23 protein-coding genes and 2 pseudogenes are annotated in these 25,866 nt (G+C 69.0%); 13 read left to right on the top strand and 12 right to left on the bottom strand.

From position 1 onward, the window contains the following. Together ACQPXD_RS32710 and ACQPXD_RS32705 are read left to right on the top strand one after the other, a co-directional pair. The gene (locus ACQPXD_RS32710; protein ID WP_432825190.1) at positions 1-1,284 is read left to right on the top strand and encodes an extracellular catalytic domain type 1 short-chain-length polyhydroxyalkanoate depolymerase; all 1,284 of its coding nucleotides are present in this window, start codon (positions 1-3) and stop codon (positions 1,282-1,284) included. Positions 1,285-1,378: 94 nt separating this feature from the next. Then, complete coding sequence (locus ACQPXD_RS32705; RefSeq protein WP_432825189.1) at positions 1,379-2,893, top strand: PP2C family protein-serine/threonine phosphatase; 1,515 nt, start codon at positions 1,379-1,381, stop codon at positions 2,891-2,893. A gap of 45 nt (positions 2,894-2,938) precedes the next feature. Here ACQPXD_RS32705 and ACQPXD_RS32700 read toward each other — a convergent pair whose 3' ends face one another. From ACQPXD_RS32700 to ACQPXD_RS32675, 6 genes are all read right to left on the bottom strand, one after another. Then, positions 2,939-3,325 carry an ATP-binding protein gene (locus tag ACQPXD_RS32700; RefSeq protein WP_432825188.1) on the bottom strand — a complete coding sequence of 129 codons (387 nt, stop codon included), beginning with the start codon at positions 3,323-3,325 and terminating at the stop codon, positions 2,939-2,941. Further along, positions 3,318-3,641, bottom strand: a complete 324-nt coding sequence (locus tag ACQPXD_RS32695; RefSeq protein ID WP_432825187.1) for an STAS domain-containing protein — start codon at positions 3,639-3,641, stop codon at positions 3,318-3,320. The genes ACQPXD_RS32700 and ACQPXD_RS32695 overlap by 8 nt, the downstream gene beginning before the upstream one ends. Before the next feature lie 592 nt (positions 3,642-4,233). Beyond that, positions 4,234-4,869: a response regulator gene (locus ACQPXD_RS32690; protein ID WP_432844042.1), complete on the bottom strand. Its 636-nt coding sequence runs from the start codon at positions 4,867-4,869 to the stop codon at positions 4,234-4,236. Positions 4,870-4,871: 2 nt separating this feature from the next. Further along, positions 4,872-6,041 carry a sensor histidine kinase gene (locus ACQPXD_RS32685; protein WP_432825185.1) on the bottom strand — a complete coding sequence of 390 codons (1,170 nt, stop codon included), beginning with the start codon at positions 6,039-6,041 and terminating at the stop codon, positions 4,872-4,874. Beyond that, positions 6,038-6,838: an ABC transporter permease gene (locus ACQPXD_RS32680; protein WP_432825184.1), complete on the bottom strand. Its 801-nt coding sequence runs from the start codon at positions 6,836-6,838 to the stop codon at positions 6,038-6,040. The genes ACQPXD_RS32685 and ACQPXD_RS32680 overlap by 4 nt, the downstream gene beginning before the upstream one ends. Continuing rightward, positions 6,835-7,689, bottom strand: coding sequence for an ABC transporter ATP-binding protein (locus ACQPXD_RS32675; protein WP_432825183.1), 855 nt, complete (start codon positions 7,687-7,689; stop codon positions 6,835-6,837). Before ACQPXD_RS32675 ends, ACQPXD_RS32680 begins: the two co-directional genes overlap by 4 nt. A 1,178-nt stretch (positions 7,690-8,867) precedes the next feature. Between ACQPXD_RS32675 and ACQPXD_RS32670 the strand changes: the two genes are divergently transcribed. From ACQPXD_RS32670 to ACQPXD_RS32635, 8 genes and pseudogenes are all read left to right on the top strand, one after another. Further along, the gene (locus tag ACQPXD_RS32670; protein ID WP_432825182.1) at positions 8,868-10,058 is read left to right on the top strand and encodes a cytochrome P450; all 1,191 of its coding nucleotides are present in this window, start codon (positions 8,868-8,870) and stop codon (positions 10,056-10,058) included. A gap of 82 nt (positions 10,059-10,140) precedes the next feature. Next, positions 10,141-10,566: pseudogene (locus ACQPXD_RS32665) on the top strand (alpha/beta fold hydrolase); the annotation flags it as partial. A gap of 6 nt (positions 10,567-10,572) precedes the next feature. Next, positions 10,573-10,755, top strand: a pseudogene (locus ACQPXD_RS32660) (alpha/beta fold hydrolase); the annotation flags it as partial. A gap of 250 nt (positions 10,756-11,005) precedes the next feature. Further along, a complete protein-coding gene (locus ACQPXD_RS32655; RefSeq protein ID WP_432825181.1) occupies positions 11,006-12,013 on the top strand; it encodes an alcohol dehydrogenase catalytic domain-containing protein in 1,008 nt (335 codons plus the stop codon). Positions 12,014-12,133: 120 nt separating this feature from the next. Next, a complete protein-coding gene (locus tag ACQPXD_RS32650) occupies positions 12,134-12,430 on the top strand; it encodes a heme-binding protein (RefSeq protein WP_432825180.1) in 297 nt (98 codons plus the stop codon). 127 nt (positions 12,431-12,557) lie between these two features. Continuing rightward, the gene (locus ACQPXD_RS32645; protein ID WP_432825179.1) at positions 12,558-13,454 is read left to right on the top strand and encodes a LysR family transcriptional regulator; all 897 of its coding nucleotides are present in this window, start codon (positions 12,558-12,560) and stop codon (positions 13,452-13,454) included. A 153-nt stretch (positions 13,455-13,607) separates the two neighbouring features. Continuing rightward, a complete protein-coding gene (locus ACQPXD_RS32640) occupies positions 13,608-14,045 on the top strand; it encodes an SMI1/KNR4 family protein (protein ID WP_432825178.1) in 438 nt (145 codons plus the stop codon). A 715-nt stretch (positions 14,046-14,760) separates the two neighbouring features. Beyond that, positions 14,761-15,027 carry a hypothetical protein gene (locus tag ACQPXD_RS32635; RefSeq protein WP_432825177.1) on the top strand — a complete coding sequence of 89 codons (267 nt, stop codon included), beginning with the start codon at positions 14,761-14,763 and terminating at the stop codon, positions 15,025-15,027. A 95-nt stretch (positions 15,028-15,122) separates the two neighbouring features. Here the strand turns inward: ACQPXD_RS32635 and ACQPXD_RS32630 are convergent, their stop codons facing one another. Further along, positions 15,123-18,389 (bottom strand): BTAD domain-containing putative transcriptional regulator, encoded by a 3,267-nt coding sequence (locus tag ACQPXD_RS32630; protein ID WP_432825176.1) that lies wholly within the window; start codon positions 18,387-18,389, stop codon positions 15,123-15,125. Between the two features lie 143 nt (positions 18,390-18,532). On the opposite strand from ACQPXD_RS32630, the gene ACQPXD_RS32625 reads away from it, so the two are divergent. Continuing rightward, positions 18,533-19,756 carry an FAD-dependent oxidoreductase gene (locus tag ACQPXD_RS32625; protein ID WP_432825175.1) on the top strand — a complete coding sequence of 408 codons (1,224 nt, stop codon included), beginning with the start codon at positions 18,533-18,535 and terminating at the stop codon, positions 19,754-19,756. A 193-nt stretch (positions 19,757-19,949) separates the two neighbouring features. Here ACQPXD_RS32625 and ACQPXD_RS32620 read toward each other — a convergent pair whose 3' ends face one another. The 3 genes from ACQPXD_RS32620 to ACQPXD_RS32610 all read right to left on the bottom strand — a co-directional run bounded on the left by ACQPXD_RS32620 (position 19,950) and on the right by ACQPXD_RS32610 (position 22,694). After that, on the bottom strand, positions 19,950-20,231 hold the full coding sequence (locus ACQPXD_RS32620; protein ID WP_432825174.1) for a DUF4190 domain-containing protein: 282 nt from the start codon (positions 20,229-20,231) through the stop codon (positions 19,950-19,952). A 393-nt stretch (positions 20,232-20,624) separates the two neighbouring features. Further along, entirely contained in the window at positions 20,625-21,548 is a 924-nt protein-coding gene (locus ACQPXD_RS32615) for a HEAT repeat domain-containing protein (protein WP_432825173.1), read from the bottom strand. A gap of 510 nt (positions 21,549-22,058) precedes the next feature. Then, positions 22,059-22,694, bottom strand: coding sequence for a hypothetical protein (locus tag ACQPXD_RS32610; RefSeq protein WP_432825172.1), 636 nt, complete (start codon positions 22,692-22,694; stop codon positions 22,059-22,061). Positions 22,695-23,035: 341 nt separating this feature from the next. Here ACQPXD_RS32610 and ACQPXD_RS32605 point away from each other — a divergent pair, with 341 nt between their 5' ends. Then, positions 23,036-23,497, top strand: coding sequence for a hypothetical protein (locus ACQPXD_RS32605; protein ID WP_432825171.1), 462 nt, complete (start codon positions 23,036-23,038; stop codon positions 23,495-23,497). Between the two features lie 652 nt (positions 23,498-24,149). On the opposite strand, the gene ACQPXD_RS32600 is transcribed toward ACQPXD_RS32605, so the two are convergent. Both ACQPXD_RS32600 and ACQPXD_RS32595 read right to left on the bottom strand, forming a co-directional pair. Next, the gene (locus tag ACQPXD_RS32600) at positions 24,150-24,311 is read right to left on the bottom strand and encodes a hypothetical protein (RefSeq protein WP_432825170.1); all 162 of its coding nucleotides are present in this window, start codon (positions 24,309-24,311) and stop codon (positions 24,150-24,152) included. Positions 24,312-24,358: 47 nt separating this feature from the next. Further along, on the bottom strand, positions 24,359-24,781 hold the full coding sequence (locus ACQPXD_RS32595) for a hypothetical protein (RefSeq protein ID WP_432825169.1): 423 nt from the start codon (positions 24,779-24,781) through the stop codon (positions 24,359-24,361). A 296-nt stretch (positions 24,782-25,077) separates the two neighbouring features. Between ACQPXD_RS32595 and ACQPXD_RS32590 the strand changes: the two genes are divergently transcribed. After that, positions 25,078-25,617, top strand: a complete 540-nt coding sequence (locus tag ACQPXD_RS32590; protein WP_432825168.1) for a suppressor of fused domain protein — start codon at positions 25,078-25,080, stop codon at positions 25,615-25,617. The last annotated feature ends 249 nt before the right edge of the window (positions 25,618-25,866 follow it).

Here is a 25,866-nt window from a genome sequence, read left to right as displayed (position 1 = left end):
ATGCTGCGACGCCTGATCGCCGGCGCATCGGCGCTGGCCGCCGCGCTCATCGGGGTGTTCGTCCTCGCCCGGCCGGCCGCCGCGGCGACGCTGACGGAGATCATCGGGTTCGGCGGCAATCCCAGCAATCTACGGATGTACATCTATGTGCCGAGCACCGTGCAGTCGCGCCCGGCGATCCTGGTCGCCGTGCACTACTGCACCGGCTCGGGGCCGGCCTTCTACTCCGGCACCGAGTTCGCCTCGCTCGCCGACCGCTACGGCTTCATCGTGGTCTACCCGTCGGCGACCCGCAGCGGCTCCTGCTTCGACGTGTCGTCGCCGCAGGCGCTCACGCGGGGCGGCGGCAGCGACCCGGTCGGCATCATGTCCATGGTCACGTACACCGAGCAGCACTACAACGCCGACGCGAACCGGGTCTACGTCACCGGCGCCTCGTCGGGCGGCATGATGACCAACGTGCTGCTCGGCGACTACCCGGACGTGTTCAAGGCCGGCGCCGCGTTCATGGGCGTGCCGTTCGGCTGCTTCGCCACCACCGACGGCTCGTCGTGGAACAGCCAGTGCTCCGGCGGCCAGCGCATCTACACGCCGCAGCAGTGGGGCGACATGGTCCGGGCCGCCTACCCGGGCTACACCGGAGCGCGGCCGCGGATGCAGGTCTGGCACGGTACCGCCGACACGACCCTCGCCTATCCGAACTTCGGCGAGGAGATCAAGCAGTGGACCAACGTGCTCGGCGTCAGCCAGACGCCGGTCGCGACCGACACCCCGCAGCCGGGCTGGACCCGCACCCGCTACGGCAACGCGACCACCCAGCCGCCGGTGGAGGGCATCAGCATCAACGGCGTCGGGCACTCGCTGCCGCTGGCCGGCCAGGCGGCGATGGCGATCGCGTTCATGGGGCTCAACGGCTCCGGTCCTTCGCAGCCGTCGTCGCCCTCGGCGTCCTCCTCGCCCCCGTCGTCACCGTCGCCCTCACCGTCCGGCCCGGGCGGGGGACCGGGCGGGTGCACCGCGACGGTGTCGCTCAACCAGTGGCAGGGCGGGTTCGTCGCCACCGTCCGGGTGACGGCCGGGTCGGCCGCCATCAACGCCTGGAACGTCACCCTCGCCCTGCCCTCCGGGGTGAGCGTGACCAACGCGTGGAACGTCAACCGGTCCGGCACCAGCTGGACCAACGTGTCCTACAACGGGCACGTGAACGCGGGCCAGTACGCCGAGTGGGGCTTCCAGGGCACCGGCACCGCCGGTAGCCTGACGCCCACCTGCGCGGCGAGCTGAGCTCCGACGCCCGGCCCGCACGGCCGCCGCGCCCGCGGCGGCCGTGCGTCCTGCGCTGCGCCACTTCCCTCGCGGATGCCGATAGGCTGCGGGGATGGCAGACGACCCCGACGCCGTCGCGGCGGTCGTGCGGGAGGTCCTCGCGGTCGTGCCGGCCGGCTGCACCTGGCTGCGCCCGGTGCGCGACGCCGGCGGGCGGGTCGCCGACTTCCGCATCGCGGCCACCAGCGGCCACGGCGATGACATCTACGGCCGTGGCATCGGGCGGGTCGGCCGGCTGCTCGGCGAGCTGTACCCGGGCCTGCCCGACGGGCCGCTGTGGGCTGTCTACCTGCGTGTGCTCGACACCGGCAGGCCGGCCACGCTGGCCGACTTCCACTACGGCGGGCACGCCGTGGGCGTGGTGGCCGACTCGCGGTTCGAGATCACCGTCCACCGCGCCCTGGACGGGCTGCTGGTGTGGTGGCGGCGGGTCGACGAGGCCGACCGCCGGCTGGAGCGCACGGAGCTGCTGGGCATCCTCGGCTGGGCGGAGTACGACCTCGTCGCCGGCCGCAGCGAGTGGTCGGCCGGGATGTACCGCATCTTCGAGCGCGACCCGGCGCTGGGCCCGATGTCGCGGGCCGAGCAGAGCGCCGCCGTGCTGCCCGAGGACCGCAGCATGACCGAGCCCGCCTGGCAGAGCCTCGACAGCGGCAGCAGCTCCGACGTGACCGTGCGCTTCCGCGTCGGCGCCGCGGTCAAGCACCTGCGGATCCTCTCCGACGTGGTGCGCGACCCGTCCGGCGCGCCGCTGAAGATCTACGCCGTCGTGCAGGACGTCACCGCCCGGTCCGACGCCCGCAGCGCCATCGAGCGGCTCAGCGACCAGCTGCGCAACCGGGAGATGACGGCGCTGGCCGAGCACCGCCTCGCCGGGCAGCTGCAGCAGCTGATCCAGCCGGTGCCCCGGGAGCCGTTCCCGCTGGCCGGGCTGCGCGCCGCCGTCGGCTACCTGCCGGCGGAGAGCGCGCTGCGGGTCGGCGGCGACTGGTACCACGCCCAGACCCTGCCCGACGGCCTCGTCGTCCTCGCCGTCGGTGACCTGGCCGGCCACGGCCTCGAGGCCGCGAACGGCATGGCCCACCTGCGCTTCGCGCTCGTCGCCTGGCTGTCGATCGGCATCCGCGATCCGGGCGCGATCGTCGGCCACATGAACCGCCTCTGCGTCCAGCTCGCACTCACCGGCACCGCGATCGTCGGCGTCTTCGACCCGCCGGCCCGCACGCTGTCCTGGGCCCGGGCCGGCCACCCGCCCCCGCTGCGCGCCCGCGCCGGCGCGGCCGGCGAGCTGCCGCCCCCGGCCGGCCTGCTGCTGGGCGCGGACGCCGACGCCGGCTACCCGGTGGCGTGCACCCCGCTCGCCGCGGGCGACGTGGTGCTGCTCTACACCGACGGCCTGGTGGAGCGCCGCTCGGCCGACATCGCGCGGAGCATCCAGGACGTCGCCGACGCCCTGGCCGCGGCGACCGGCCGGCCCGGCGAGGACCCGCTGCGCCTGATCGGCGCGCTGCTGCACCGCCCGAGCCCCGACGACGACACCTGCACCCTCGCCATCCAGGTGCTCTAGGCTCCGCCTTCTCCGCCTTCTCCGCCTTCTCCGCCTTTTACGCTTTTACGCCAGGCCGAGCCGCATCCGGACGACGGTGCCGCGGTTGCTGGCGAAGGCGGCCACGTGGTCGCAGACCATCTCGACGATCGCCAGCCCGCGCCCGCGCACCGCGTCGGGCGGGGGCATCCCGCCGCCGAAGGCGCGCACCGGCCCCTGGTCGACGACGTCGCAGACGAGATCCCCGGAGTCGGTCCACAGCTGGACCTGTCCGCCTTCCCGGGTGTACTGCAACGTGTTGGTCGCCAGCTCGTTGACGGCCAGCGTCAGCAGGTCGGCCCGGGCCGGCTCGAGGCCGAGCGCGACGGCCCGGGCGGCGACGAACGCGCGGACCGCCGCCAGGTCGGACACTAACGCATACACCATGGACTCGCCGCGCACCGGATCACCCATCGTCGCCACCCCGCTCGCGCAGCAGCCCCGCGACGCCGGTGATCTCCAGCACGTGCGCCACCATCCCGGCGGCGTTGACCACGCTGATCCACCCGCCCCGGGCCAGGGCCGCCTGGTGCGCGGTCACCAGCGCGTGCACCCCGGTGGAGTCCAGGAACGTCACCGCGCCCAGGTCGACGACCACCGCGGGCGCGGACCGAACCGCGCCGAGCAGCGCGGCGGTGCAGTCGTCCCGGGCGGCGAGGTCACACTCGCCGGACAGCACGACGTCCGCCCGATCCCCGTCGAGCGACGTCACCGCCTCGAACCGCGCCATGCGCCCGCGGCCCCTTCCTCGCCCGGTATCCGCTCAGACATCATGGCATCCGCCGCGGTCGTTGGCCGCCCGAGGTGCGGGATCACGCCCGAACGCGGGTCGCCACCGGCCCGACCGGCCCGCACCCCGACACCTGATCGGCTGACCGCGACCGGCCCCCATCGCGCACCGCTGATCGAAAAGTCGGGCGCTCCGCGCCACGACTTTTCGGACTTATACCCTGACAGGCGAAATATCCGTTATTGGCGATACGAGGGTACTTGGGCGGCCAAATGTCTCCGTGATCATGCGTGTTGCCGTGGCCGAACCACGGGTTTGCCATGATCCCGGAGCCTTTCGGTACACGGGTGTACATGTTCGCTCCGCGATCATGAAAAACCGTTGGTGTCGGCGGCCGGTCCGGCATGATCGCGGAGACTTCTGGTCGCTGCGCGTCCGGGCGTGGCCCGGCGTGCGGTCCGGTCGGCGGGATCCCGCGGGTGGTGTCGTGGGCGGGATCCCGCGGGTGGTGTCGTGGGCGGGTCCCCGGAGCATGGAAAACGGCCGTGACTCGCGCCGATACCGACACTGCGCCGGTTCCTGCTCGGACGGGTTAGGGCGGGCCCGAGGGCGGGCGCAGGATCCCGCGGCTGAGCGCGGCGGTCACGGCCGCGGTGCGGTCGCTGACGCCGAGTTTGCCGAACGCGCGCACGAGGTGGGTCTTGACGGTTGCCTCGCCGATGTACAGCGCCCGCCCGATCTCCACATTGGACAGTCCAAGGGCGACGAGGCCGAGCACTTGGACCTCGCGCGGGGTCAGTTGCTCGACGGCCGGGCCCCGGGTCCGGGTGGCCAGCCGAGCGGCAACCGGGGGCGCCAGCACCGCTTCGCCGCGTGCGGCAGCGTGGATGGCGTCGAGGAGTTGGCCCATCGGGGTGTCTTTGAGCAGGTACCCGACGGCGCCGGCCTCAATCGCGCGCAGAATGTCGGCGTCGGTGTCGTAGGTGGTCAGCACCAGCACCCGGGTCTGCGGGAACCGGGCGGCGATCCGCTCGGTCGCCTCGACCCCGTCGATGCTGGGCATCCGCAGGTCCATCAGTACCACGTCCGGGCGCAAGGCAGCGACCAGCGTCAATGCCTCCCGGCCGGATGCCGCCTCGCCGACGACCTGGAGGTCGTCGTTCACCTCGAGCATGCCGCGCAGGCCGACACGGACCACCGGGTGGTCGTCGGCCAGCAGCACCCGCACGGTCACGCCGGCAACACCACCCGGACCGTGGTGCCGGCGCCGGGCGCCGACTCGATCGTGCAGCTACCGCCGAAGCCGGACACCCGGCTGCGCAGCCCCGGCAGGCCGTAGCCGGCGTGGTCCTGCTCGGGATCGAAGCCTCGGCCGTCGTCGATGACCCGCATCGTGTGCGGGGTCAGCACGATCCGCACCGTGGCGGCGTTGGCGTGGCGGCGCACGTTCATCAGCGCCTCCTGCACCGCACGCAGCAGCACCGGCCCGTGCTCCGGCCGTGGGGGAGTGGCGGGGTCGGTGACCTCGACGCTGACCGGCACGCCGGTGTCGCGCGTGTGTCGCTGCGCCATCCGTTCCAGCGCCTCGGCGACAGTGCCGGCGTGCAGGTCCGGCGGCCAGAGCGCGGCGACGAGCGAACGCGCCTCGGCGAGGTTCTCCCGCGCCGTCCGTTCGATGAGGTCGAGCTTTTCGCGCAGGACGTCGGGGCGGTCCAGCGTCATCCGGGCCGACTGGGTCAACATCAGGATGCTCGTGAAGCCCTGCGCGACCGTGTCGTGGATCTCCGTCGACAGCCGTTCCCGTTCGGCGGCCACCCCGGCGTCGTGCCGCTCCCGGGCCAGCTGCACGCGGGTCTCGGTGAGCTCGGCGATGAGTACGCTGCGGGCCCGGCTCTGCGTGATGACGGCCGAGATGTACGCGCCGAACAGTGTGCCGATGAGCAGCGGGGCGAAGAGCAGTGCGGCGAGCGTGACCGCGGTGTCGGACGTAAGGCCGTTGTGCCACACCGTGCCGGCGACGCAGACGGTGGCGATCGCGCCGAGCGCCACCAACCGGTCCCGCCAGCGACGCAGGGTGATGAAGATCTGCATGGTCAGCACGGCCAGCTGGAACATCGCGGCCATCGACACCGCCAGCACCCCGGCGAACAGCAGCATCTCGCCGGCGAGGTGGAGGGAGCCGGCCCGGTCGTCGGTGCGCCGCAGCGCCGGGGCGCCCTGCCACCAGTACCAGGCCAAGATGAGCAGCAGCAAGGCGCTCGCCAGCACGCGTCGGACTGTCGGCAGGCCGCTGTCGGACCAGATCACCGCGGCCGTGAGCACCGGCACCGCGGTGGCCAGGAAGTGCCAGGCGACGCGGTACCGGTCCCAGGCGTCTTCGGCCTGCTCCGCAGCGGTCAACGGTCCTCCTTGGTGGTCCACCGGAACGTGAGCAGGCACAGCACCAGTCCGATCACGACCCAGGCCACCAGCATGACGGCTACCCGGCCCAGTTCCCAAGTGCCGGCCGGCTCGTTCGCGGCGTAGGAGCCGGGCAGGAACACCGAGCGCATGCCCTGCGCCATCCACTTCAACGGGAAGAGCGCGCCGATCTGCTGCATCCAGCCCGGCAGGTCGGTGAAGACGAAGAACACACCGGAGATGAACTGCAGGACCAGCGCGACGGGCGTGACGACCGCCGGCGCCCGTTTGCTCTCCCGGGGGATCGACGAGAACGCGATGCCGCACAAGGTGCAGGCGGCGATGCCGAGCAGCGACACCCAGGCGAACGTCCACCACTTTTGGCCGGTCGTGGGCAGGTCCACATGGAAGAAGGCGGTCGCGATCGCGAGCATGACCACACACCCGGCGATCCCGATGAGATAGACCATGACCACTTTCCCGATGAAGTACGACGCGGCCGGCATCGGGGCCCCGGCGAGGCGCTTGAGCACGCCCCGGTCGCGCTCGATCGGGATCTGGATGGCCAGGGTCTGAAAGCCGTTGGTGAGCTGCGCGGCGGCGATCATGCCGGCCACGAAGTACTGGGTCAGGGTCACGCCGGGCGCGAGATCCTGGCCGCCGAAGACCGAGCCGAACACGACCAGCAGCAGGATCGGCAGCGCGAACGAGAAGATGACCGACTCGCGGCCACGGAAGAACTGGCGCAGTTCGAGGCCGCTGCGCAGCAGGCCGAGCCGGATGGTGAGGGCGGTCACTGGTCCTCCGTGGGTTTGATCATCGACAGATAGACGTCTTCCAGTGAGGGGCGGCTCACCACGAGGTCCGGCACCTCGCCGCCGAACTCGTCGACGAGCTTGGCCACGAAGGTGGCCGGCGTGTCGGTGTCGCGCACCTCCGGGCCGTGCGGCCCGGTCCAGCGCACCTTCGCGGCCGCACTGCCCCGGCCGCCGAGGGACGCCGGGGTGGCGACCTCGATCAGCCGGCCGCCGGCGATCACCCCGACCCGATCGGCCAGCGTCTCCGCCTCGTCGAGATAGTGGGTGGTGAGCAGGATCGTGGTACCGCCGGCGGCGAGGTCGCGGATCAGCTCCCAGAACTCCCGGCGGGCCTGCGGATCGAAGCCGGTCGTCGGCTCGTCCAGGAACAGCAGCTCCGGCCGGCCGATGATGCCCAGTGCCACGTCGAGCCGGCGGCGCTGACCCCCGGAGAGCACCTTCGCCCTGGCCTTGCGCTTGTCCTGCAGCCCGACCCGCTCGATCACCCGGGCCGGCTCGTCGGGATCGGAGTAGTAGGCGGCGAAGTGCCGCACCACCTCCTCGACGCTGAGTTCCTCGAACTCGCCGGTGGACTGCAGCACGATGCCGATCCGCGCACGCCAGGCAAGCGTGCGCCGCTGCGGGTCCTCGCCGAGCACGCGGACCTCACCGCCGTCGCGTTTGCGGTAGCCTTCGAGCATCTCGACCGTCGTGGTCTTGCCGGCGCCGTTGGGCCCGAGCAGAGCGAACACCTCGCCACGCGCGACGGCGAGATCGAGCCCGTTCACCGCGTGGTGGCTGCCGTAGGTCTTGCGCAGGCCGTGCGTCTCGATCGCGTATCCATCGGTCACGGCTCCTATCCTTGGCCCGGCCGCGGCGTCGCCGGGTCAACCGGTCGATGGACAGCTACGATCGGTGCCCCCGGGACAAAAGCGTTCGAGACCCGCCGGCAAGGCGACGTAGCACCCAGTCCGGTCGAGGTGTTCGACGGGGCCTTCACGATGGCGGGCGCGTGGCGGGGTCTGGTCCAAGCGATCCCTTCGCGGCCTGTGTGGATGAGCAAACGGACGCGCTCACTCCTGCAGCGGCATGACCGGATGCCGAGATCGCTGTGCGGTTGCCGACTGGAATGTGGCCCTCGTCAGTTCGGATCGCAGGTCGTCATAGCCGAGGTTCGCGGCTACCGCATGGCAACCACCGGTCGCCGACCGCGTCGGGTGTCGTGTAGTAGGAACGCGGTCGGATGGTGTTCGTCGGTCGGTCGCTGGTGCGGTCTGGACGCATGACGTGGCATGGCATCGAGACATCAGCGATCTTCGTAGCGTTGTTGACCGTGGGTGACAGCCACGGGCTACGGTCGCGAGCGCGTAGCCGTTTCAATGGTGCTGTGGGTGCGGACGGCCGGTCGATTCTGAACACGCCGCCGAAGCGTGTGCTCGTCATGCTCGGCCTGTACGCCGTGGTGGCGGCGGTGAGCGCGGTCTTCGCCGGCACTGCTGCCCTTGGCACCCTTCGCATCGGCGGCTTCCACGAGCTGGATCCGCCCGGCACTGCACTACGGATCGGCGCCGCAGTCTTCGGGTGGGAATTCGTCGCCTGCCTGTTCTGGGCGGCAAGGCGTTGGCGAGGCCCCGCCGGCATGTACGCCTTCCTGCGAACGGGCCGAGCCGAGCGACGCCACAAGCCCGGCCGGCGGTCTCGGGTGCTCCGGTGGGCTCGTGATACTGCGGCGCTGGCGGCCATGGTCTCCGCGATCCTGCTGCTCCGATTCCCCGACGAGCCCTCAGCACCGCGTGCCGTCATCGCGGCCCGAGGTCGGTGCGATCGCTATCTATTGGGCCGTCTTGGCTCCTTGCCGCGAGCTGCAACATGCATGTTTTGCATGAAACGGATACAGAAGAGGTCTTGGACGCGTATGTCCGGGCGTTCGTAGCGTCTATCCCATGATCTCCCAGTTCATGACCGGGACGTTGCCGCCGGGTGACCTGATGCCAGGCACCGGACCCGATCGAAAGGCGGATTTCGAGTTATGACTGGCCCGCACCTCGAGTTCTTCGAGCACCTGGACTGGTACCGCCACGAGGACTGCGAGCGTCTCCCGCAGGAGCTCGCCTGGTCGCGCGGGGAGTGCCCGGTTGTCCGCTCAGGCTACGACGGCGGTCAATACGTTGTCAGCCGGTACGACGACCTGCGGACGATCGGCGAGCACCCGGATGTCTTCAGTTCCTCGACCCCGGGCGTCCACCACGTCCCGGTCCCGCTGCCACCATTGGATCTCGATCCGCCACTGCATCGCGACTTCCGGCAGTTCCTCAACCCATACTTCTCCCGGTCGTTCCTTCAGCGGTACGTGCCGGAGATGCGGCGACTGGCCGACTCACTGATTGACGACGTGATCGACAAGGGCCAGGTCGAGTTTGTCAGTCAGTTCGCGATCCCGTTCACGGCCGGGTCGCTGGCTCGCGTCGTGATCGACGACGACAACGAGACCCGCATGGAGCTCGCGATTCAAGCGGTGACCGGCGTAGCCACCGGCGACCAGACGGCCTACGCGCGAGTGGCGGGCGTTGCCGCGGAGATCCTGGAGGAGCGGGCCGCCGGCCCTTCCGGCCGGGACGACGTTCTGCAATCGCTGGTCACCGCTCGAGTCGACGGCGGCCGTCCCCTCTCCGGCGCCGAGCAGCTCGGTGTCGTCACCGTCCTGTTGCTCGGCGGCCTGGACACGACCCGCGGCGCGATCGCCCATATCGGGCGGTATCTCGCCGAACTTCCCGGCTTCGAGCAGCGGCTGCGCCGGCCCGAGTGGGTCAAGCATGACCTGGAGGAGCTGTTGCGGTACACCTCGACGGTCTCGGTCATGGGCCGCACCGTCACCAAGGACAACGAGTTGCTGGGCTGTCCGCTCAAGGAAGGCGACCGGCTGGCGGTGCATTGGCAGTCGGGCAACCGCGACGAGACGAAGTTCGAGCACGCGGACGAGCTCTGGTTCGACCGCCAGAAGAACCCTCACATCGCCTTCGGAGTAGGGATCCACCGCTGCATCGGCCAGCATTTCGCCCGACTCCAGATCGAGGTTGCCTTCGACCGCCTGCTGCGCCGCCTGACGAACTTCTCCATCGTGCCCGGCACGACGGTCAAGGAGACGGCCGGAGTTGTACTCCTGGCGCCTGCGGAGATGTTCCTGTCGTTCGACCCGATACACGACTCAGCAGCAGTCTAGCGGTTCAGCCGGTTCGCGGCGTGCCGCGGGTCGGCTGAACGTGCCACAGGAACGATTGTCTGCCCAATCCAGGAGGAACGCCTTGGCTACCGTCACCGTCGGCGCCGAGAACAGTGCGCCGGTAGATATCTATTACGAGGATCACGGCAGCGGTCAGCCCGTCGTCCTGATCCACGGATATCCATTGAGCGGCCACAGCTGGGAGCTGCAGACGCGTGAGCTGATCGGCGCCGGCTTCCGCGTGATCACCTACGACCGCCGCGGCTTCGGGCAGTCGAGCAAGGTCGGTACCGGCTACGACTACGACACCTTCGCCGCGGACCTCCACACTGTGCTCGAGACGCTCGACCTGCGCGACGTCATCCTGGTCGGATTCTCGATGGGCACCGGCGAGTTGGCCCGGTACGTCCGCATCCACGGTCACGATCGGGTCGCCAAGCTCGCCTTCCTCGCCTCCCTCGAGCCGTTCCTCGTCCAGCGCGACGACAACGCGACCGGCGTGCCGCAGAGCAAGCCGGCACTGATCCTGCACGGGACGGCCGACAGAATCCTTCCGATCGACTCGACTGGGCGGCCGTTCCATGAGGCCCTGCCCGGGGCCAGGTACATCGAGATCGACGGCGCCCCTCACGGCCTGCTGTGGACCCATGCCGCCGAGGTCAACACGGCGCTGCTCGACTTCGTGACAGCCGCCTGAACAGGCGGCGTCCGGTCCTGGCACCGCGTGGCAAGGAAGGCGCCACTCCGGCCCGCACATCCGGTTGAGAAGAGCTGGCTCATCTCGGCGGCCGACAAGACCCACCGCGCAGTTGCGCGATCTCGGCCGTAGGCGTCTTGGGAACACGCGTCCCACGTCAGGAAGGGCCAGCGATGGCCTGTGTAAACGAGCCCGAACCCGCACTCGCGTGCCGGTTCCGACCAAGGAGGAGTGGAAATTGGTTACCCAGATGCAGGCGGTCGTTGTTCCCAAGGTGCATGCCCGGTGGGAGCTGCAGAACGTGGATCGGCCGGAGGCCGGGCCCAACCAGGTGCTGGTGCGCGTCCACGCGTGTGCGATCTGTGGCACGGACGTGTGGATGGCGAACGGCACGTTGTCGTTCCGCGAGTTCCCGCTGGTCCTCGGGCACGAAGGCGTCGGCGAGGTCGTCGCCGTCGGGGCGGGCGTCACCCAGCGCAAGGTCGGCGATCGCGTCGGGATCCCGATGGTTCAGAAGCGGTGCGGCAAGTGCGACTTCTGCCGTGAGCAGCACCCCAACAGCTTCGTCACCGCCGCCAACTGTGCCAACCCGATCCTCACCGGTGTCAACGTCGACGGTGCGCACGCGGAGTACATCGTGGCCGACGTCGACGGAACGGTGCTGCTGCCGGACGCCGTGTCCTATGAACTGGCCGCACCGACCCTGTGTGCCGGCTTCACGGTCTGGGCCGCCCTCCGTCGCGCGGACGCCAAGCCCTCCGGGCGGGTTGCCGTGGTCGGTATCGGTGGTCTCGGCCACCTCGCGATCCAGTACGCGAAGGCCGCCGGCTACCACGTCACCGCGGTGACGCACAGCCCCGACAAGCAGGACCTCGCCCGGCAACTCGGCGCGGACGAGGTCGTCACGGACGGGGCGGGGCTCAAAGCGGCCGGCGGAGCTGATCTGATCATGCACACGAGCAGCAACCACGCCGCCGTCGCCGGCGCGATGGACGGTCTGCGCCCGTGGGGCAAGGTCGTCATGATGGGCATCGCCACCGACCAGATGACACTGCCGGCGCTGCCGCTGGTGTCCAACAGCTACCAGATCATCGGCTCCGCTCACAACGGCTTCGAGTACCTCGTCGAGGCGCTCGACTTCGTCGCGCGCGGCGCGGTCACCCCCATGATCGAGCTCTTCCCCAAGGAGCGCGTGGCAGAGGCCTACGACCGGGTCGCCAACGGTGACATCCGGTTCAAGGCAGTGGTGACATACTAGCGGATTCATGACGTGCGGCCCGACCGGTGGCGCAAGGAACAACCGCCGGCCGGCCGCGCGTAACGCGGTGGCTTTGCCACGAAAGGCCCTGCTGCGATCCCCGGTAGGAAGGTCGGCGTCATGCCACTGATCTATGTCAACTCACCGGTCGGTACGTTTTCAGACTCCGCCCGCGACGCCTTGGCCGAGGAACTCACGGTTATTGCGCTCGAATCCGAAAAGCTGCCGATGGCGCCGTTCGACAAGAGCACAACCTGGATCGACTTTCACGACATGGTCGGCGGCGTGCCGCTCATCGTCCGCGGTCGGCTCGTCGGTGCGGTCGGCGTCAGCTCGGGTGCGGATGCCGAAGACCGGATGGTCGCTGAGGCAGCTCGCGATGCCCTCCTCGAGGCGCTCGCCGCCCAGCAGGGGTGAGATGGATGGCTCTTCACCGTCCCTTGGCTCTGCCGGGCCGCGGAGCGATCCGCAGGGTGCGGAGCGTACCGATCGGAGCCTCTCGACGTCGCCGCTGGTCGGGTGAACCTGGCTAAAATCTGGAGCCATGGCGGATCTCGACCTGCGGCTGGTGCGGTATTTCACCGTCGTCGCCGGACATGAGCACATCGGCCGGGCGGCTGCCGAGCTGCGCGTCGCGCAACCTTCGCTGAGCCGTCAGATCCAGCGTCTCGAGGAGCAGCTCGGTGTCCGGCTGTTCGACCGCAACGCCCATGGCAGCCGGCTCACCGCGGCCGGCCGGGTCTTCCTCGCGCAGGCGAATGACCTGCTGGGGGCCGCCCGACACGCCGTGACGAACGTTCGGGCCGCTGCGACATCGGGAAGGATCACTATCGGCTACGCACCCGGCTTCGTCATCACCCCGGCGGTCCGCGACCTGCGTGAGCGCTTCCCCGACGCGGAGATCCATACCCGCTATCTGACTTGGGAGGACGTCCGCTCCCTGGCGGAGTACCGGGTGGACGTGGTGGTCGCGTGGCAGCCGTTCGCGTTACCGATGGAGGGTTACCGCGTCACGGTGCTCTACGACGATCCGCGGGTGCTCGTGGTTCCCGTCTCCCATCGGCTGGCGGGGCGGGCTTCGGTCACGGTGGCCGACTTCGCCGAGGAACCGATGGTGGACTTCGTCATCCCCGGCGCTTCCGCGGAGTGGCTGGCCTTCTGGTGGCCGGAGCGCCCGGAAGGTGGCCGGCTCCTCGCCGGCCCGGCCGTGCACACCGTCCGGGACAAGTTCGAGTTGGTCGCGAGCGGCAAGGCCGTCGTCATGCATCCGCGCGGCGATCGAAGCGGTCTCATCCGCCCGGACCTGATGACAATCCCGATCGAGGGCATCCCGCCCTGTCAGGCCGTGATGGTGACCCGGCCGGTCGAGGACAGCGTCCTGGTGGACGAGTTCCGCAAGTCGGCTCTGAACTGTCTCCCCGGCCCGGCGACGACCGGATAGCGCGCTGTCCATGAACGTTCGCGGGGTTGGTACACCCCTGCGGCGTTGCGAGTGTCCGCGTCCTCGCTAGTGCAGAGCAGTCGACGGCAGGAACGGGTCCTGACGTGCGGAATCACGGCAGGTGACGCACTGCGCGCCGATCGTCGATGTGCCATGCTGTCGATCATGTGGCGCGAGCGGATCTCGGGGTGGACGGCTGAGGTCACCTTCCACGGCGGCGCATCCGCATCGACGCTACGCGCCTGCGAGCTGGCATTGGGGCAGGACTTGCCGCATGACCTCGCCGAGCTCCTGCGCGAGAGCGACGGCGTCGACGGCGAGTACGGCCTGGGGCTCATCTGGCCGGCAGCGCGAATCGCGGCCGACAACCTGGACCTTCGGAACGACGCCACGCTCGCCGGGCTATACATGCCGTTCGAGCCGATGCTCTTCTTCGCCGACGCCGGCAACGGCGACCAGTTCGCGTTCGTGATGCGTGACCGCCCGGCCGACGTGTTCGTCTGGGACCACGAAACAGACAGCCGCACGATGGTGGCCCCGAGCCTGGCCACGTATCTGGAGTGGTGGCTCGATGGCAGGCTCACCGTCTGACCACCGCCGGCGGATCCCACAACTCGTCCCCGAGCCGGGACCCAACCCGCCATCACGGTCCGTTGCGACCGGATCGCGGCATGAGCGTGCGCCATTTGACATTCTTCGTCGATGGTCGGGGCGGTGGTTGCGGCAGGGTTCTGGGAGAATCAATGAATGGCGCAGCTACAGCTTTTTACCAGGAGCGAATTGGCTGCCATGCGCGACCGGACCAGGTCGCGCCGCTATTGCCCGGCAAAAGAACAATTCCGCCGGGAACACGAACGGCACCGGGCCTGGGGGCTGGCCAGACGTCACGCCGACAAGCTCCGCCGCATCCACGGCACCACTCCACCGGCGACCACCGTCGAGGATCGGCGGGACGACACGGCGCCCGAGACGGCGCCCGTTCCGGCCCCGGAAACAACTATTGAACAGGCCGGACCTCGCGCGCGTGACACCAGTCCGGACCGCCACACCACCGTGCCGGACCAGACGCCTGGCGCCGATCGACCCAGCCCGGTCCGCCAGCCCCGGTGCACACCCGGCCCGCCGCGCTGGCCCGCCACGGCGGCAACGAGCGGACCTGTAGGCAGCGGCACATCGCACCCGCCGACGCGTCAACGCTGTCGCTGCGAAAGGTCAGGCGCGAAACGCTCCACCCATTATCCGAACGAGCCGCCGGCGCCATTCTTGCGAACGTTTTCACAACGACGCTGCACGCGCGCTCATCGGCATGTCAGTGAGCCTGGCAGTCACCTGCGTGACGGTCCGTAGCGTGCGCGCCCAGGCGACCGACACCGAAACCGGAGCGATGATCGCGAAGGGCGCACCGGGACAGATCGCCGTCATCGGCCGCCTGCCCGGCGGCGCTGTCGCCGGCCTGAAAACCTCGGGGCGTGCTTGCGCACCACCATGTTCCTCTCACCGATCGACGGAGCGCGATGATCTCTGTGGATCGCTGGCGACGTCGGTCTGCCGATCAGCGCAACACTGGCGGTGACAGGCATGCGCGACAACGACACGGCAGCGCCCTTCGATTGGTCCGCCGGGTACGCCGGTTCCCGCAACTGGCCGCGACTGTGGCGCTGCGCCGGCTCAGGCGAGCAGGTCTTCCATCAGGGCGTGGATGCGATCGCAGACGGCGGCTCTGGTCAGCCGCCCGGCCTCGGCCAGCAAGGGCTCGCGGTTCTCGCGGTCGCCCAAGGCGGCCTCGAGACGAGTGCCTTGTCCCTGCGGGAAGAACCGGCTGACGTTCGCGCCGGCGCGCGTCCCCAGCGCCCACAGTTCCCGCGCCTTTCCGGTGTCACCGCGCAGGGCGGCCAGCTCGGCGCCACCCATCGCCCAAGCGCCGAGAAGCGGGCGGTCGCCGGAGGCCTGGGCGTCAGCACGGGTGTACCGCAGGGCGTCAAGGGCTCGAGCATGCCCGCTGGCGACCGTTTCCCTCGCCGAGTCGGCCCCGGCGATCCAAAGATCGATGACTACGGCTGCGATACGGAACAGGGTGGAGGACGGCGCCGAACCCGTACTGGGGACGGTGGCTGCCGCTCGCAGCAGCGCGTCGGTATGCGTGATGGCCTCGTCAGGTCGTCCGTGCCGCCACGCGACTTGTGCCAGAACGAGGTGAGTTTGGCAGACGTCCGTCCCGTCATAGTTGTCCGAGCCTGCGATCTCGCGCAGCCGGCGCTCGGCCTCGATGTCGCCGGCGAGGGCCAGCTGCGCGTCGAGGAGCACACGAGTCGATCGGGCGTCCTCGGCTGCGCCGACCAGCTTCAGGTGCCGTTCACTGCGGCGCAGCCACTCGTCGCCGTGCCGGCCGCCGGCGTCAGTCGCATGCCCGGCGGCGTGGGCGGCCATCCCCATTCCCCAGTGGTCGCCTATTGCCTCGAACCGTCGGTAGGCCAGCTCACCGTCGCCGAGCGCGCTGTACCGGGTACCACCGTTCTCGCCGAGAACGGCCCTGATGAAGTACCCCATTGCTTGCACGTACGGGTCGGGGTGGGTGATGAGTGTCGCGGTGTCGGCCAGGCTCGTGTCGGGATCTGCCTGTCCGAGCCCGGGCAGCGCTGCGGCCAGCGCGGCGATTCGGGGTGAGACGTCGCGGGGACGCTCGGCGAACAAGGTTCGCAGGGCGCGACGGGCCAGCCCGTTGAGCCGGTTAGTGCCGGTGATTCCAGCGTTGAGGCCGATCAGCACGCACAGCCAGGCGAGCCGGTCGGCGTGCGGCAGGGCACGGCCGGTGACCTTGCCGTTCAGGATTGTCGACCGGCGACGTGCGATGAGGTCGTCGACGTGAAGGAGGGGACGGGCCCACGCGCTGGCCTCGACGTGCTGGCCTCGTACGGTCCACAGCTGGAACAGGGCGGTGGCGATGTCGACGGTGGCGGGTTCATCGTCGTGGTCCAGCGACCAGCGCAGGGCGGCGACCAGATTGTCCTGGTCTGCCGCGCAGTCGTCCAGCGCCTCGACCTGGGCCGGGCCGACGAAATCGGCGGTCAACGCCACCGCTCGCTCCTTCGCCCAGCGAACCAGCCCGGTCATGGCGGTCTCGCGGCCGGCGGCGTCGAGTCTGGCCTCGCCGTACTCGCGGAAAGTCTCCAGCATCCGATAGCGGCCGTCGTCCAGCTGAAGCAGGGACTGTTCAGCCAAGATCGACAGGCCCCGGCGCACGTCGGTGCCACCCACGACGGCTTGCGCGAGATCCGCGGTGAACGGTGCCGCGATGACTGCCAGCGAGTCGAGCAGGGCTTGCTCGGCCGGGTCGAGCAACTTGCGGCTCCAGTCCGCCAGAGCCCACAGGCCGGCGTGCCGATCGGGTAGTCCGCGTAGCGCGTCGTCGAGCAGCGCGAACCGGTCATTGAGGCCGGCCAGCACGTCCTCGATCGGCATGAATCGCAGCCGGGCGGCGGCCAGCTCGAGGGCGAGCGGCAGGTTGTCGAGCCGGCGGCAGAGGGTCACTGCATGGTCCCGATCCCAGTTCGGCTCCGCTCCGCCGGTCCGTACGCGGGCTCCCAACAGCGCGAGCGCGTCATCGTCGGGTAGCGCGGGCAACCGGTGGACGACCTCACCGACCAAGCCCAGCGGCGCCCGGCTGGTGGCGAGCACGCTGAACCGGGGCGACACCACTGCCAGCAGGTCGGTCACGATGGCTGCCACGGTGTCGAGGACGTGTTCGCAATTGTCGAGGATGAGGAGCCCGTCAAGGTCGGCGTCGACGGCCTCGAGGCTGCCCGTCCGGGGCTCCAGCAGTCGGCCGCCGGCGTCAGCGCCGGGCAGAACCGTAAGGACGACAGGCAGCACCTCGGCCGGCGTTCGTAGACCAGCAAGTTCGACGACGTGGACCGGGCGAGATCCGCTGACGGAGCGGGCGATCTCGGCGGCCAGCCGGGTCTTTCCGGCCCCGCCGGCGGCGACGATGGTCACCAGCGGCGCGGCCAGCAGCGCCCGGCCGATGGCGGCCACATCCTCGTCGCGGCCCACCAAAGGGGTCGCCGCCCGGCGCCAGCCCGCGGGCAGATCGGCGAGCATCCTGGGGCGCGCGGCCACGAGTTGCCCGCGCAGCAGGGCTACGTGAGTTTCGGTGAGCACTGGTGACGGGTCGGCGCCGTACCGCCGGGAAAGCTCGGTCCGTACGTGCTCCACCGTTTCGAGCGCCTCGGCGTCGCGTCCTTGCGCCGCGAGGACCCGTACGAGCAAGGCGGCGGCCGGCTCGTCGGGGGGTGTTCTGGAGCTCAGACGGCGCAGATCCGTCTCGTCGAAGGGACCGCCGATGGAAAGCGCAGCCTCCGCCTGCAGCGTCACGACATCACTGAAGAGCCGTGCAGTGCCCGGCTCAGCCGGCTCGGGGACCTCCGGGAACAACGCCCTCGCCCGGTCCGCGCGATCTCGCGCTCCGGCCGCGTCACCGGCGGCCAAAGCCTGCCGGCCGCGATCGACCAGCACGCGGACCGTGACGGCGTCGATCTCCACCTCATCGGCCGGGATCTGGTACCCGCCCGGCGCGGCGAGAACCGGCACACCGAGCCGGCGGACCCGCCCAACCAGAGCCTGCACTGCCTTCCGGGCATCATCGGGCGGGGCGTCCGACCAGACCGCGTCAATCAAGCCGCCGGTGGAGACCGTACGGCCCCGGGCATCCACGAGTTCGCGGATCACCGCCGCGAGACGGTCGCCTCTCACCGGATGGCCGTCCACCGCCAGCGGGCCGAGAGTCGTAATGAGCACACCGCCATCATCGCTCACCCGGCCGCCGCGCCCCTCAAGTCTCGGCGGAAGCGCTGAGCGGCCAGAAAGGTCTGCGACGTTGCCGCCCAGCACCGGGGTGAAGCCGGCGTGCAGGACTGCGTGCGTAGCTCTCGATTTCATCCCAAGGATGGGATGACGCCGCCGTATCGCCGCCGTATCGCCGCCGTGTAGGTGACACCCGCCATGCTCGCAGGGCGGCTCGTGAAGGCAGGCAGAGCACGACGCGGCGGTGATCTGACATCGTTCCGAGGGGAGCCATTGCTGTGGACAAGTCAATAACAATCATCGGGGGCGGGCTGGCAGGTTTGACGCTTGCTCGCGTTCTCTATGTTCACGGCATCGCGTCTACCGTATACGAAGCAGACGCTTCGCCGAGCGCCCGCACTCAAGGGGGCCAGCTGGACATCCATGACTTCAACGGGCAGGTTGCCCTGAAAGAGTGCCGGCTCTTCGATGAGTTCCGCTCGATCATCAACATGGGCGGCGAGGCAATGCGGTTCCTCGGTCCAGACGGTGAGGTCATCGGCGAGATGCCCGACGACGGAAAGCTGGAAAACCCTGAAGTTCTTCGTGGTGAACTCAGGAGAATTCTGCTTGAGTCACTACCTGATGGCGCCATCAAATGGAACCACAAGGTTGAAAAGGTAAGCCCCGGAAGCGACGGCACGCACATCGTTCACTTCAGTAACGGGCTGCTACTCGAGACCGACGTACTGATTGGCGCCGACGGCGCCTGGTCGAAGGTTCGCACGTACCTTTCGGGTGCTACGCCGGATTATATGGGAACCGTCTGGGTCGAGACGTTCCTGCATGACGTCGAGAATCGTCACAAGGAAAGCGCTGACTTGGTCGGCCAGGGAGCGATGCTCGCGATGATGCCCGGCAAGGGGATCTTCGGGCACCGCGAGGCCAACGACGTGATCCACACCTACGTCGTTCTCAAGAAGCCTGTCGACTGGAAGCCAGAGGTGGACTTCTCGGATAAGGACCGCGCGCTGCCTTACATCGCCGAGCAATTGGGAGAAGGGTGGGCTCCAGAACTTCTCGCGCTCATCACCAGCGGCGAAACAATCCCGGTGTCCCGTCCGATCTGGGGTCTTCCGCTCGGCCATGCCTGGAAGCAGGTATCCGGCGTGATGCTTGTCGGCGATGCCGCACACTTGACGCCGCCGGACGGGGACGGGGCGAACTGGGCGCTTTACGACGGTGCCGAGCTGGCAAAGATGATCGCCGCCGATCCCGACAACATCGAGGCTGCGCTCCTCGCTTTCAAGGAGAAGATGATCCCCCGTAGCGCCCAGTCCTCGATCGAGGGATACCAGTCCTTCGAGCGGACATTCGGCTACAACGCCCCGGACAATCTTCGCGAGATGATGAAGCAGGTGCAGGCAGCGACAGCCGACGCTGAAAAGGCGTCGGCAACCGCAGGCCGGCCGATGGATGCTGCCCGCGCATTGATGGGCGGCTACGCCCCCGGCCGGTCCTAGCGTCCCGATGGCGGCGTTGCCCTCCGACAGCGATGGCGGGCAACGCGGCTTCGGCGTCGATCGAGGTTCGCCAGGGTTTGACCAACCCGCAAGAGTTCGGCGGACCGTTAACGGCGCCGGCACCCCGGGACATTTCCACTGGGCCGTGTATGCCGACGATCTGGATTCTGCGTACCCGGCCCAGGGCTGATACTCAGTTAGCTCCGTTGAATGCGCCCCAGACCATGGTGCCGGCCATGCCGCACCATACGATCATGAACAACCCGTAGAACACGCTGAGGATCCAACCGGCGATGATGCCTACGTTGGCCAGTTCGATCCCGCGTTCTCCGCTCTGCGCGATCTGCTCCTTGGCCTTGCGCCCGAAGTAGATCCCTAGCGGCGGGAAGACGACGAAGGCGAACACAGCGGCCAAGATGGCGTACGTGTTCACGGGCGGAAGCGGGACGTATTGAAACTTCGGCGGTTCGGTCAATTGCCTTCAGCTCCCCGCGGGATGTCGCACCACCATGGTCTGGACAGTATTGCAGCTTATTGATCACCAGGACATCGAACTTTTCGGCCGGACGTCAGGTTGGGGGACGCTGCGGCCGCCCTGATGCGTCGTAGCCACGTAACCCTCTGGCGGAGCCGGAAGCGCTCGGACACAGGCTTCGGAACAGGCGTTGACCAACAGCGGCAACACGTCGGTCGCGGCCCGAAGTGAGATCCATACCTGCCGAAGCTGTAGCGGTTCGATTGGCCCGTCGCAGACGCTGCAACTCCGGATCGTCTCGGCACCCCAGATCTGCGGATCGAGGTCGTCGCGATTGGGGACCGTAGCCAATGCGCCCTCCGGTTGAAGCCGCGGAAAGCGGCTACCCGGCCCTTAACTAAGACGACAGGTCGGACCTGGCCAGGCGACAGCCCGGCACAGCTTGAGCAGCCGCTCGTCGTCGGTGACCTGGGCGGTCGACCACGAGTTGGTCGAGACGTTGAACCTCCGGTCTGCCGCGATCTCGGCGCGGAACAGCGGTTGCAGAGCGGCCGCCAGCGCGCCGGTGGCCGCTTCGGCGATCTTCGTGCGGGTCTGCGGATTCCCGTGCGGGCCTTCCTCGGCGTAGGCACGGGCGATGAGATCCGGCACGCCGTCGAGGGGAACCCGGTGCGGGTCATTGCGGGTCACCGCGATCAGAGCGGCCAGCGCGGTGGAGGCGGGCGCGGACCGGGCCAGGCCGAGCAGGTGGCCGATCGCGTCGTCACCGAGTTCGAGGCTGCCCAAGGCGTCGGACAGCCCCCTACGGACTCCGGCGTCGTCTTCGGTGCCGAGCAGGCCGATGAGCAGACCGGCGAGATCGGGAACCTTCGCCGTCACGGCGACGAGAAGCTTCGGCGCCGCGGCCCGCACCGCGGGGTCGGGGTCGTCGGTGAGGCGGACCAGGGTCGGTGCCGCAGCCATGGCGAGCGCGTTGGCCCGCACGGCCTGACGGAGCATCTCGGCCCCGCCTTCGTCCAGTTCGGTCTCGTCCGGCCATTCGCTGAGCTTGGCGATGCTGGTGAGCAGCTCCGCGATCCTCTCCCGGCCAGGCAGGCCCGGCGCGGTCAGAGCCTCGATCAGGTACGGCACCGCGGCAACCGTGGAGTCGTAGATATCTCCTTGGTGGTGGACCGCGCCGTACATGGCGTCGAGGGACTCCTCGCGCACCGCCGGATCGGGATCGACCAGGCCGCGCACCCATCCCGGCACGTCCTCCGCCGAGCCGTAGGCATGCCTCAGCGATTCCCAGTCGATGTCATCCAGCCCTGTGAACACCGGCGGAAGCCTAGACGAGTAGGCCCAAACCGAGGTTGATGGTTCTACGCGATCAAGGACTTGGTCACAGGCTGATCGTGACGTGGTTGTGCCAGAACGCGGCGGTCGCGGCGAGCATGCGTTGAGCAAGGCGTCCGCAGCACCACCCAGATGACGGGCAAGTGCGCCTGCTCGCCGCGACCGTCTGCTGAGATCACCGGTCAGGGTTGCTCGCGCGCCGCGACGATCGACGCACGTTGTGGCAGAGGCAAATCAGCTGGTAGTAGTCGCCGTCCCGGGACATGATGATCACCCGGCGTGGGGCCGGGGTCGCCTCGACGAGGGTGGCGATGACGACGTCGGCTTCGGCGTGGTCGAGTTCGAGTCAGCCGATCCGCAATGGTCGAGGCCCCGTTTGACGTGACATTGAGTGGCGACGAATGCCCGTATCGACACGGAGCTCGGGAAATACAGCGCCCGTTCGGCGCGCACGCTCACATCGCTCTGACAGTTGCCGTCAGGGGTTTGCCGTCACGAGCGGTGGCAGTCAATGGTGTATGTGGTACGGGCGGAGGTCATGTGGTTCGGCTCGAGCGTCTCGACCCAGAAGTCGATGGTGCGCTTCGGGCTGGCCGGGTCGACGCTGACGTCGTACGTCAGGCTCGGACTGAACGAGTCCTTGTACTCTGGCAGTACGACGAAGGAGCGCGGTGCCGGGTCGTGCCCGTCGCTCGAGTGCAGCTGGATCGTGCTCCTGATCAAGGTGTCGCTCGCACTGAAGGTCATCGAGAGCTGCAAATGGACCGTGATGGTCGGATCGCAGAGACCCGCCCACTTGGCGTATTCGAGCCGCAAGCTGACCGACGTCACGCGGACGCCGGCCGCTGCCGCGGTGGTGGTGTGTGGGGCTCCGGAGGTCGGCTTCTTGGTGGTCGTGGCCGCGACGGTGGTGGCGACCTGCGTCGGCGAAGACTGGGCCCGCCGGCTCAGCGTGGCGCCGGACGCGGCGGGACTCTGGTTCGCCGCCGCGGACTCGGCGGTACTGGGCTCGACCGCGGCGGACTGCGCCGCCCCGGCGGTCTGGTGCGGTGGGCTCGACGTGCACGCAGCAGCACCGAGCATGATGGCGACGCACAGCACCGTGACGGCCCGCCAGTCCCTGGACATGGCGGCATCGTAGATGAACCACCCGGTGGCGTCAGTCCGTGCCGGTATCGGCGGTGGCCGCACAGGCCGAGGTCGACGACGGCTGCTTGTGGGTTGTCGCTCGTGCTGGGCCCGTTCGCATTCGGCGGGCTCGGCTATGCGTCGCTGCTACCTTCGCTCACCGGACTGGATGTTCAGGGCGGAATGGCAGACGGGGCGACGCCGGATGTGTTGTCACGGGCTCCGGGGAGTCCCTATGAGCGCGCAGCTGATCAACACATCGTTGACCGGCTCGTGCCTGCGGTGTTGCGGAGGTTGCAAATCGGGATGCCGTTGTCGTCCGGCGGTCCTACGGTCTTGCTGTGAGTGTGGCGGTACTGATCTGCGGCGATCTTGAGGGGCCATGCCCAAGCTGCGGGGGAGCGGTTTCGCTTCACGTCGCGGAAGCTGTCGAAGGCGACCGGGTCGTATGGACTGCCACGTCGCGGTGCGCCGACTGCGGCTACACCGACGAGTCGTGTGCGTCGCCAGCCGAGTTCGACAACTTCGACAGCATCGTCAGGCAGGCCGTCGTCGCCCGGGTCGGGCTCACGCGGTTGCATGTCGATCCGGACGAGAACCGGGAGCTACGGCTACGATCCCTCGCCGTATTGCGCAGGCGAGGTGCCACGATCGCAGATGTAGCCGACGCGTATGCGGCCCTTACCGGCCATGGGCTTACCGGGACGCCCGCGGAGATGGCGATCCTGGCGAAGCAGCTGACTGCGGCGGGCGTCCAGGTAACACTCCACTCTGCTGGCACCGACCGCGACTCGACCGCGTGAGCCGCCAGTCCCTCATACGAGCGCGGCGGGAGGAAACCGTGGCGGGCGGCAACGCCCAGCGCGCGCCCAGCGGCAGATCCGTGAGTTCGCCTGGGCTTGGCAACACCGGTGTCCGGTCAGTCGCGGTGCTCGTCGGTGGCCGCGTCGTCGGGCCCGCGCACGTCCGGTTGCGCCGGGCCGCAGGCCACTGCGGTCGTTCCCGGCCTCACGCCGTTCGCGGCCAACCGGGGGCGCTCAACGGGCTGCTGCAGCGCATCGACGACGGCGGCCGGCAGCAGTTCGCCGATGCCTGCACCGGCGCGGGATGGACACGGCCGCGGACCTGGTCCGGGTGTATCGCAGCCGTCCCGGGCGTTCGACGCGTGGATCGTCCGGCAGGCGGGCGGGCAATGCGTCGAGATCGCCGACGCCACCCACACCCTGCGCGAGCTCGAGGCGCTACGCGACCGCATCTTCGCCGACGGCGAGTCCGTGGCGGGCCGCCGGCCCTCGGGTCGGCTCGATCGCGATCACCCCGTCAGCCCCGAACCGCCCATCGGCGAACCTCCCAAAATCTGCGGCATCGCGTCGCACCCGGACAGCGACAGGTCCGCGCACATGATCTTGTCCGGGTGCCGAACAGATCGCATCGCGACCCGCAGCGGGCGGTGGTTCAGACGCAGTCCCAGAAGAATCGTCCTTCCCGGCGGTCCGGGCTGACAAAGGCATACCCCGTGCCGCCGCCGAAGTTCAGCGCGTACGGGTCTTCCGGGCCGGAACCGTCACCGCCGTCGAGCTGGAAGAAGAACCGCCAACCGGCTTCGATCGGCAGCATCGTCGGCTGCCACAGGCGGATTCTGCCACCCAGGTAGCTGTCGCCTGTTACCGATCCAGCCGTGTCGCCGCGTTGACCGCGTCCAGGCGGTCGGCGAGCAGACGCATCTCGGCCTGAGTGCCCGTGAGGCCGGCGCCGGCCAGGCGCCTGAAGGTGTCGGCCGCTTCGTCGACGGTGGCGCCATAGCGTCGGAGCACGCGTAGGATCGGAACCCGCAGCGCACGCGCGGACTCCGGGTCGATCCGGACCCGGGCGACACCGTCCCGGGCAAGCACAACCTGACGGAACTCCTCGGGCATCTCGTCTGCTCCGCAGTACTCGATCTGGGCCTTGCAGCCATTGCAGGTGGACGAGATCGACCACTCCAGCCGGTCCCCGACGACAATCTGACCCGGGACGGAAAGCAGTGGCGCGCCGCACTGCGGGCATGGCTCGATCAGCCCCTGCCCGACGATCTCAGCCTGCCCCACGCGAACAACCGTAGACGACAGGACTTCCAGCGTGACAGCGCCGCGAGGCGATCTGTTCGCGGCATGAGCGCGAACGTGATCAAGCGTTCGCTGGGTGCTCATCAAGCGCTTGGAACCAATCGTGGTACCACTCGGCGAACATGACCCGTCGATGATGGGGAAGCCAGGCTGGCGTCAGGCCACGGCCGTCAGCGCGGCGATCGAGCCGGATTTGCCGCATGATCGCGTACTGTTTCAGCATTCGCTCGCGGCGGGGCTGGGGTTGTCGCGGCCGGACGGATTCGGAGGTGGGCCGCGTGACGTACGAGAAGCACGCGATGGCGCATCTCGCTGCATATTGGCAGGTCACGCCCCGGCCACACCGGTTGAGTGCTGGCCGGGTCGGCGAGTTGCCGTCCTGGTTCAAGGTACTGGAATTCCACCGGGAGCGAACCTGGTGCTACGCCACTGTCGGCATGAGCAACGGCGAGCCGGACGGCATTGAGGCCTTCATTCTTGCGCCGGAGCAAAACCTGCGCGCAGTGGAGTTTCTCCACATGCTCGCCCACTACCACCTGACCGGCGCGCGCCTGGATCTCGGCCACACCGTCAACTTCGGCATGGAGCTCTGGGATGGATCGGGCTTGGACCACGGCTTCCTGTCGTTCCCCTATCCGGAGGCCGACGGGTTCCATGCATTCGAGTGGGACAACGGCCGCACGACCGTTGCCTGGCTCATTCCGATCACGTCGACCGAGCGGGAGTACAAACGAGCGAACGGCGTCGAGGCGCTCGAGACCTTGTTTGAACGGCGCCGACTCAACCACCTGGACCCATCGCGCCCAAGCCTCTTGTGAGCGCCTCGCCGCATGACGGCATCCGAGCCTGCGCGTATGCCCCCGGCCGGAATGCCAGTCACACGGTGCAATCACGTCTGTGGGCGCCACACGCGCCCAGCGGCATGTGCGGATGGTCGAGCTATCCGTGGCCGCCACTGCGATGGGTCCGAGGTGCGTCGGTCACCGCCGTCTCGCTCCCAGCGTTCGAATCGCCACAGTAGCCGCCGCGAGTACTGCGAAAGTGCCGAGTGTGATCAGGACTTGTGC

It is taken from the genome of Dactylosporangium sp. CA-092794 (assembly GCF_050948465.1).
GTDB lineage: Bacteria > Actinomycetota > Actinomycetes > Mycobacteriales > Micromonosporaceae > Dactylosporangium.
Note: the sequence above shows the minus strand (reverse complement) of the source record. Positions and strands in the feature narration are given on the sequence as shown.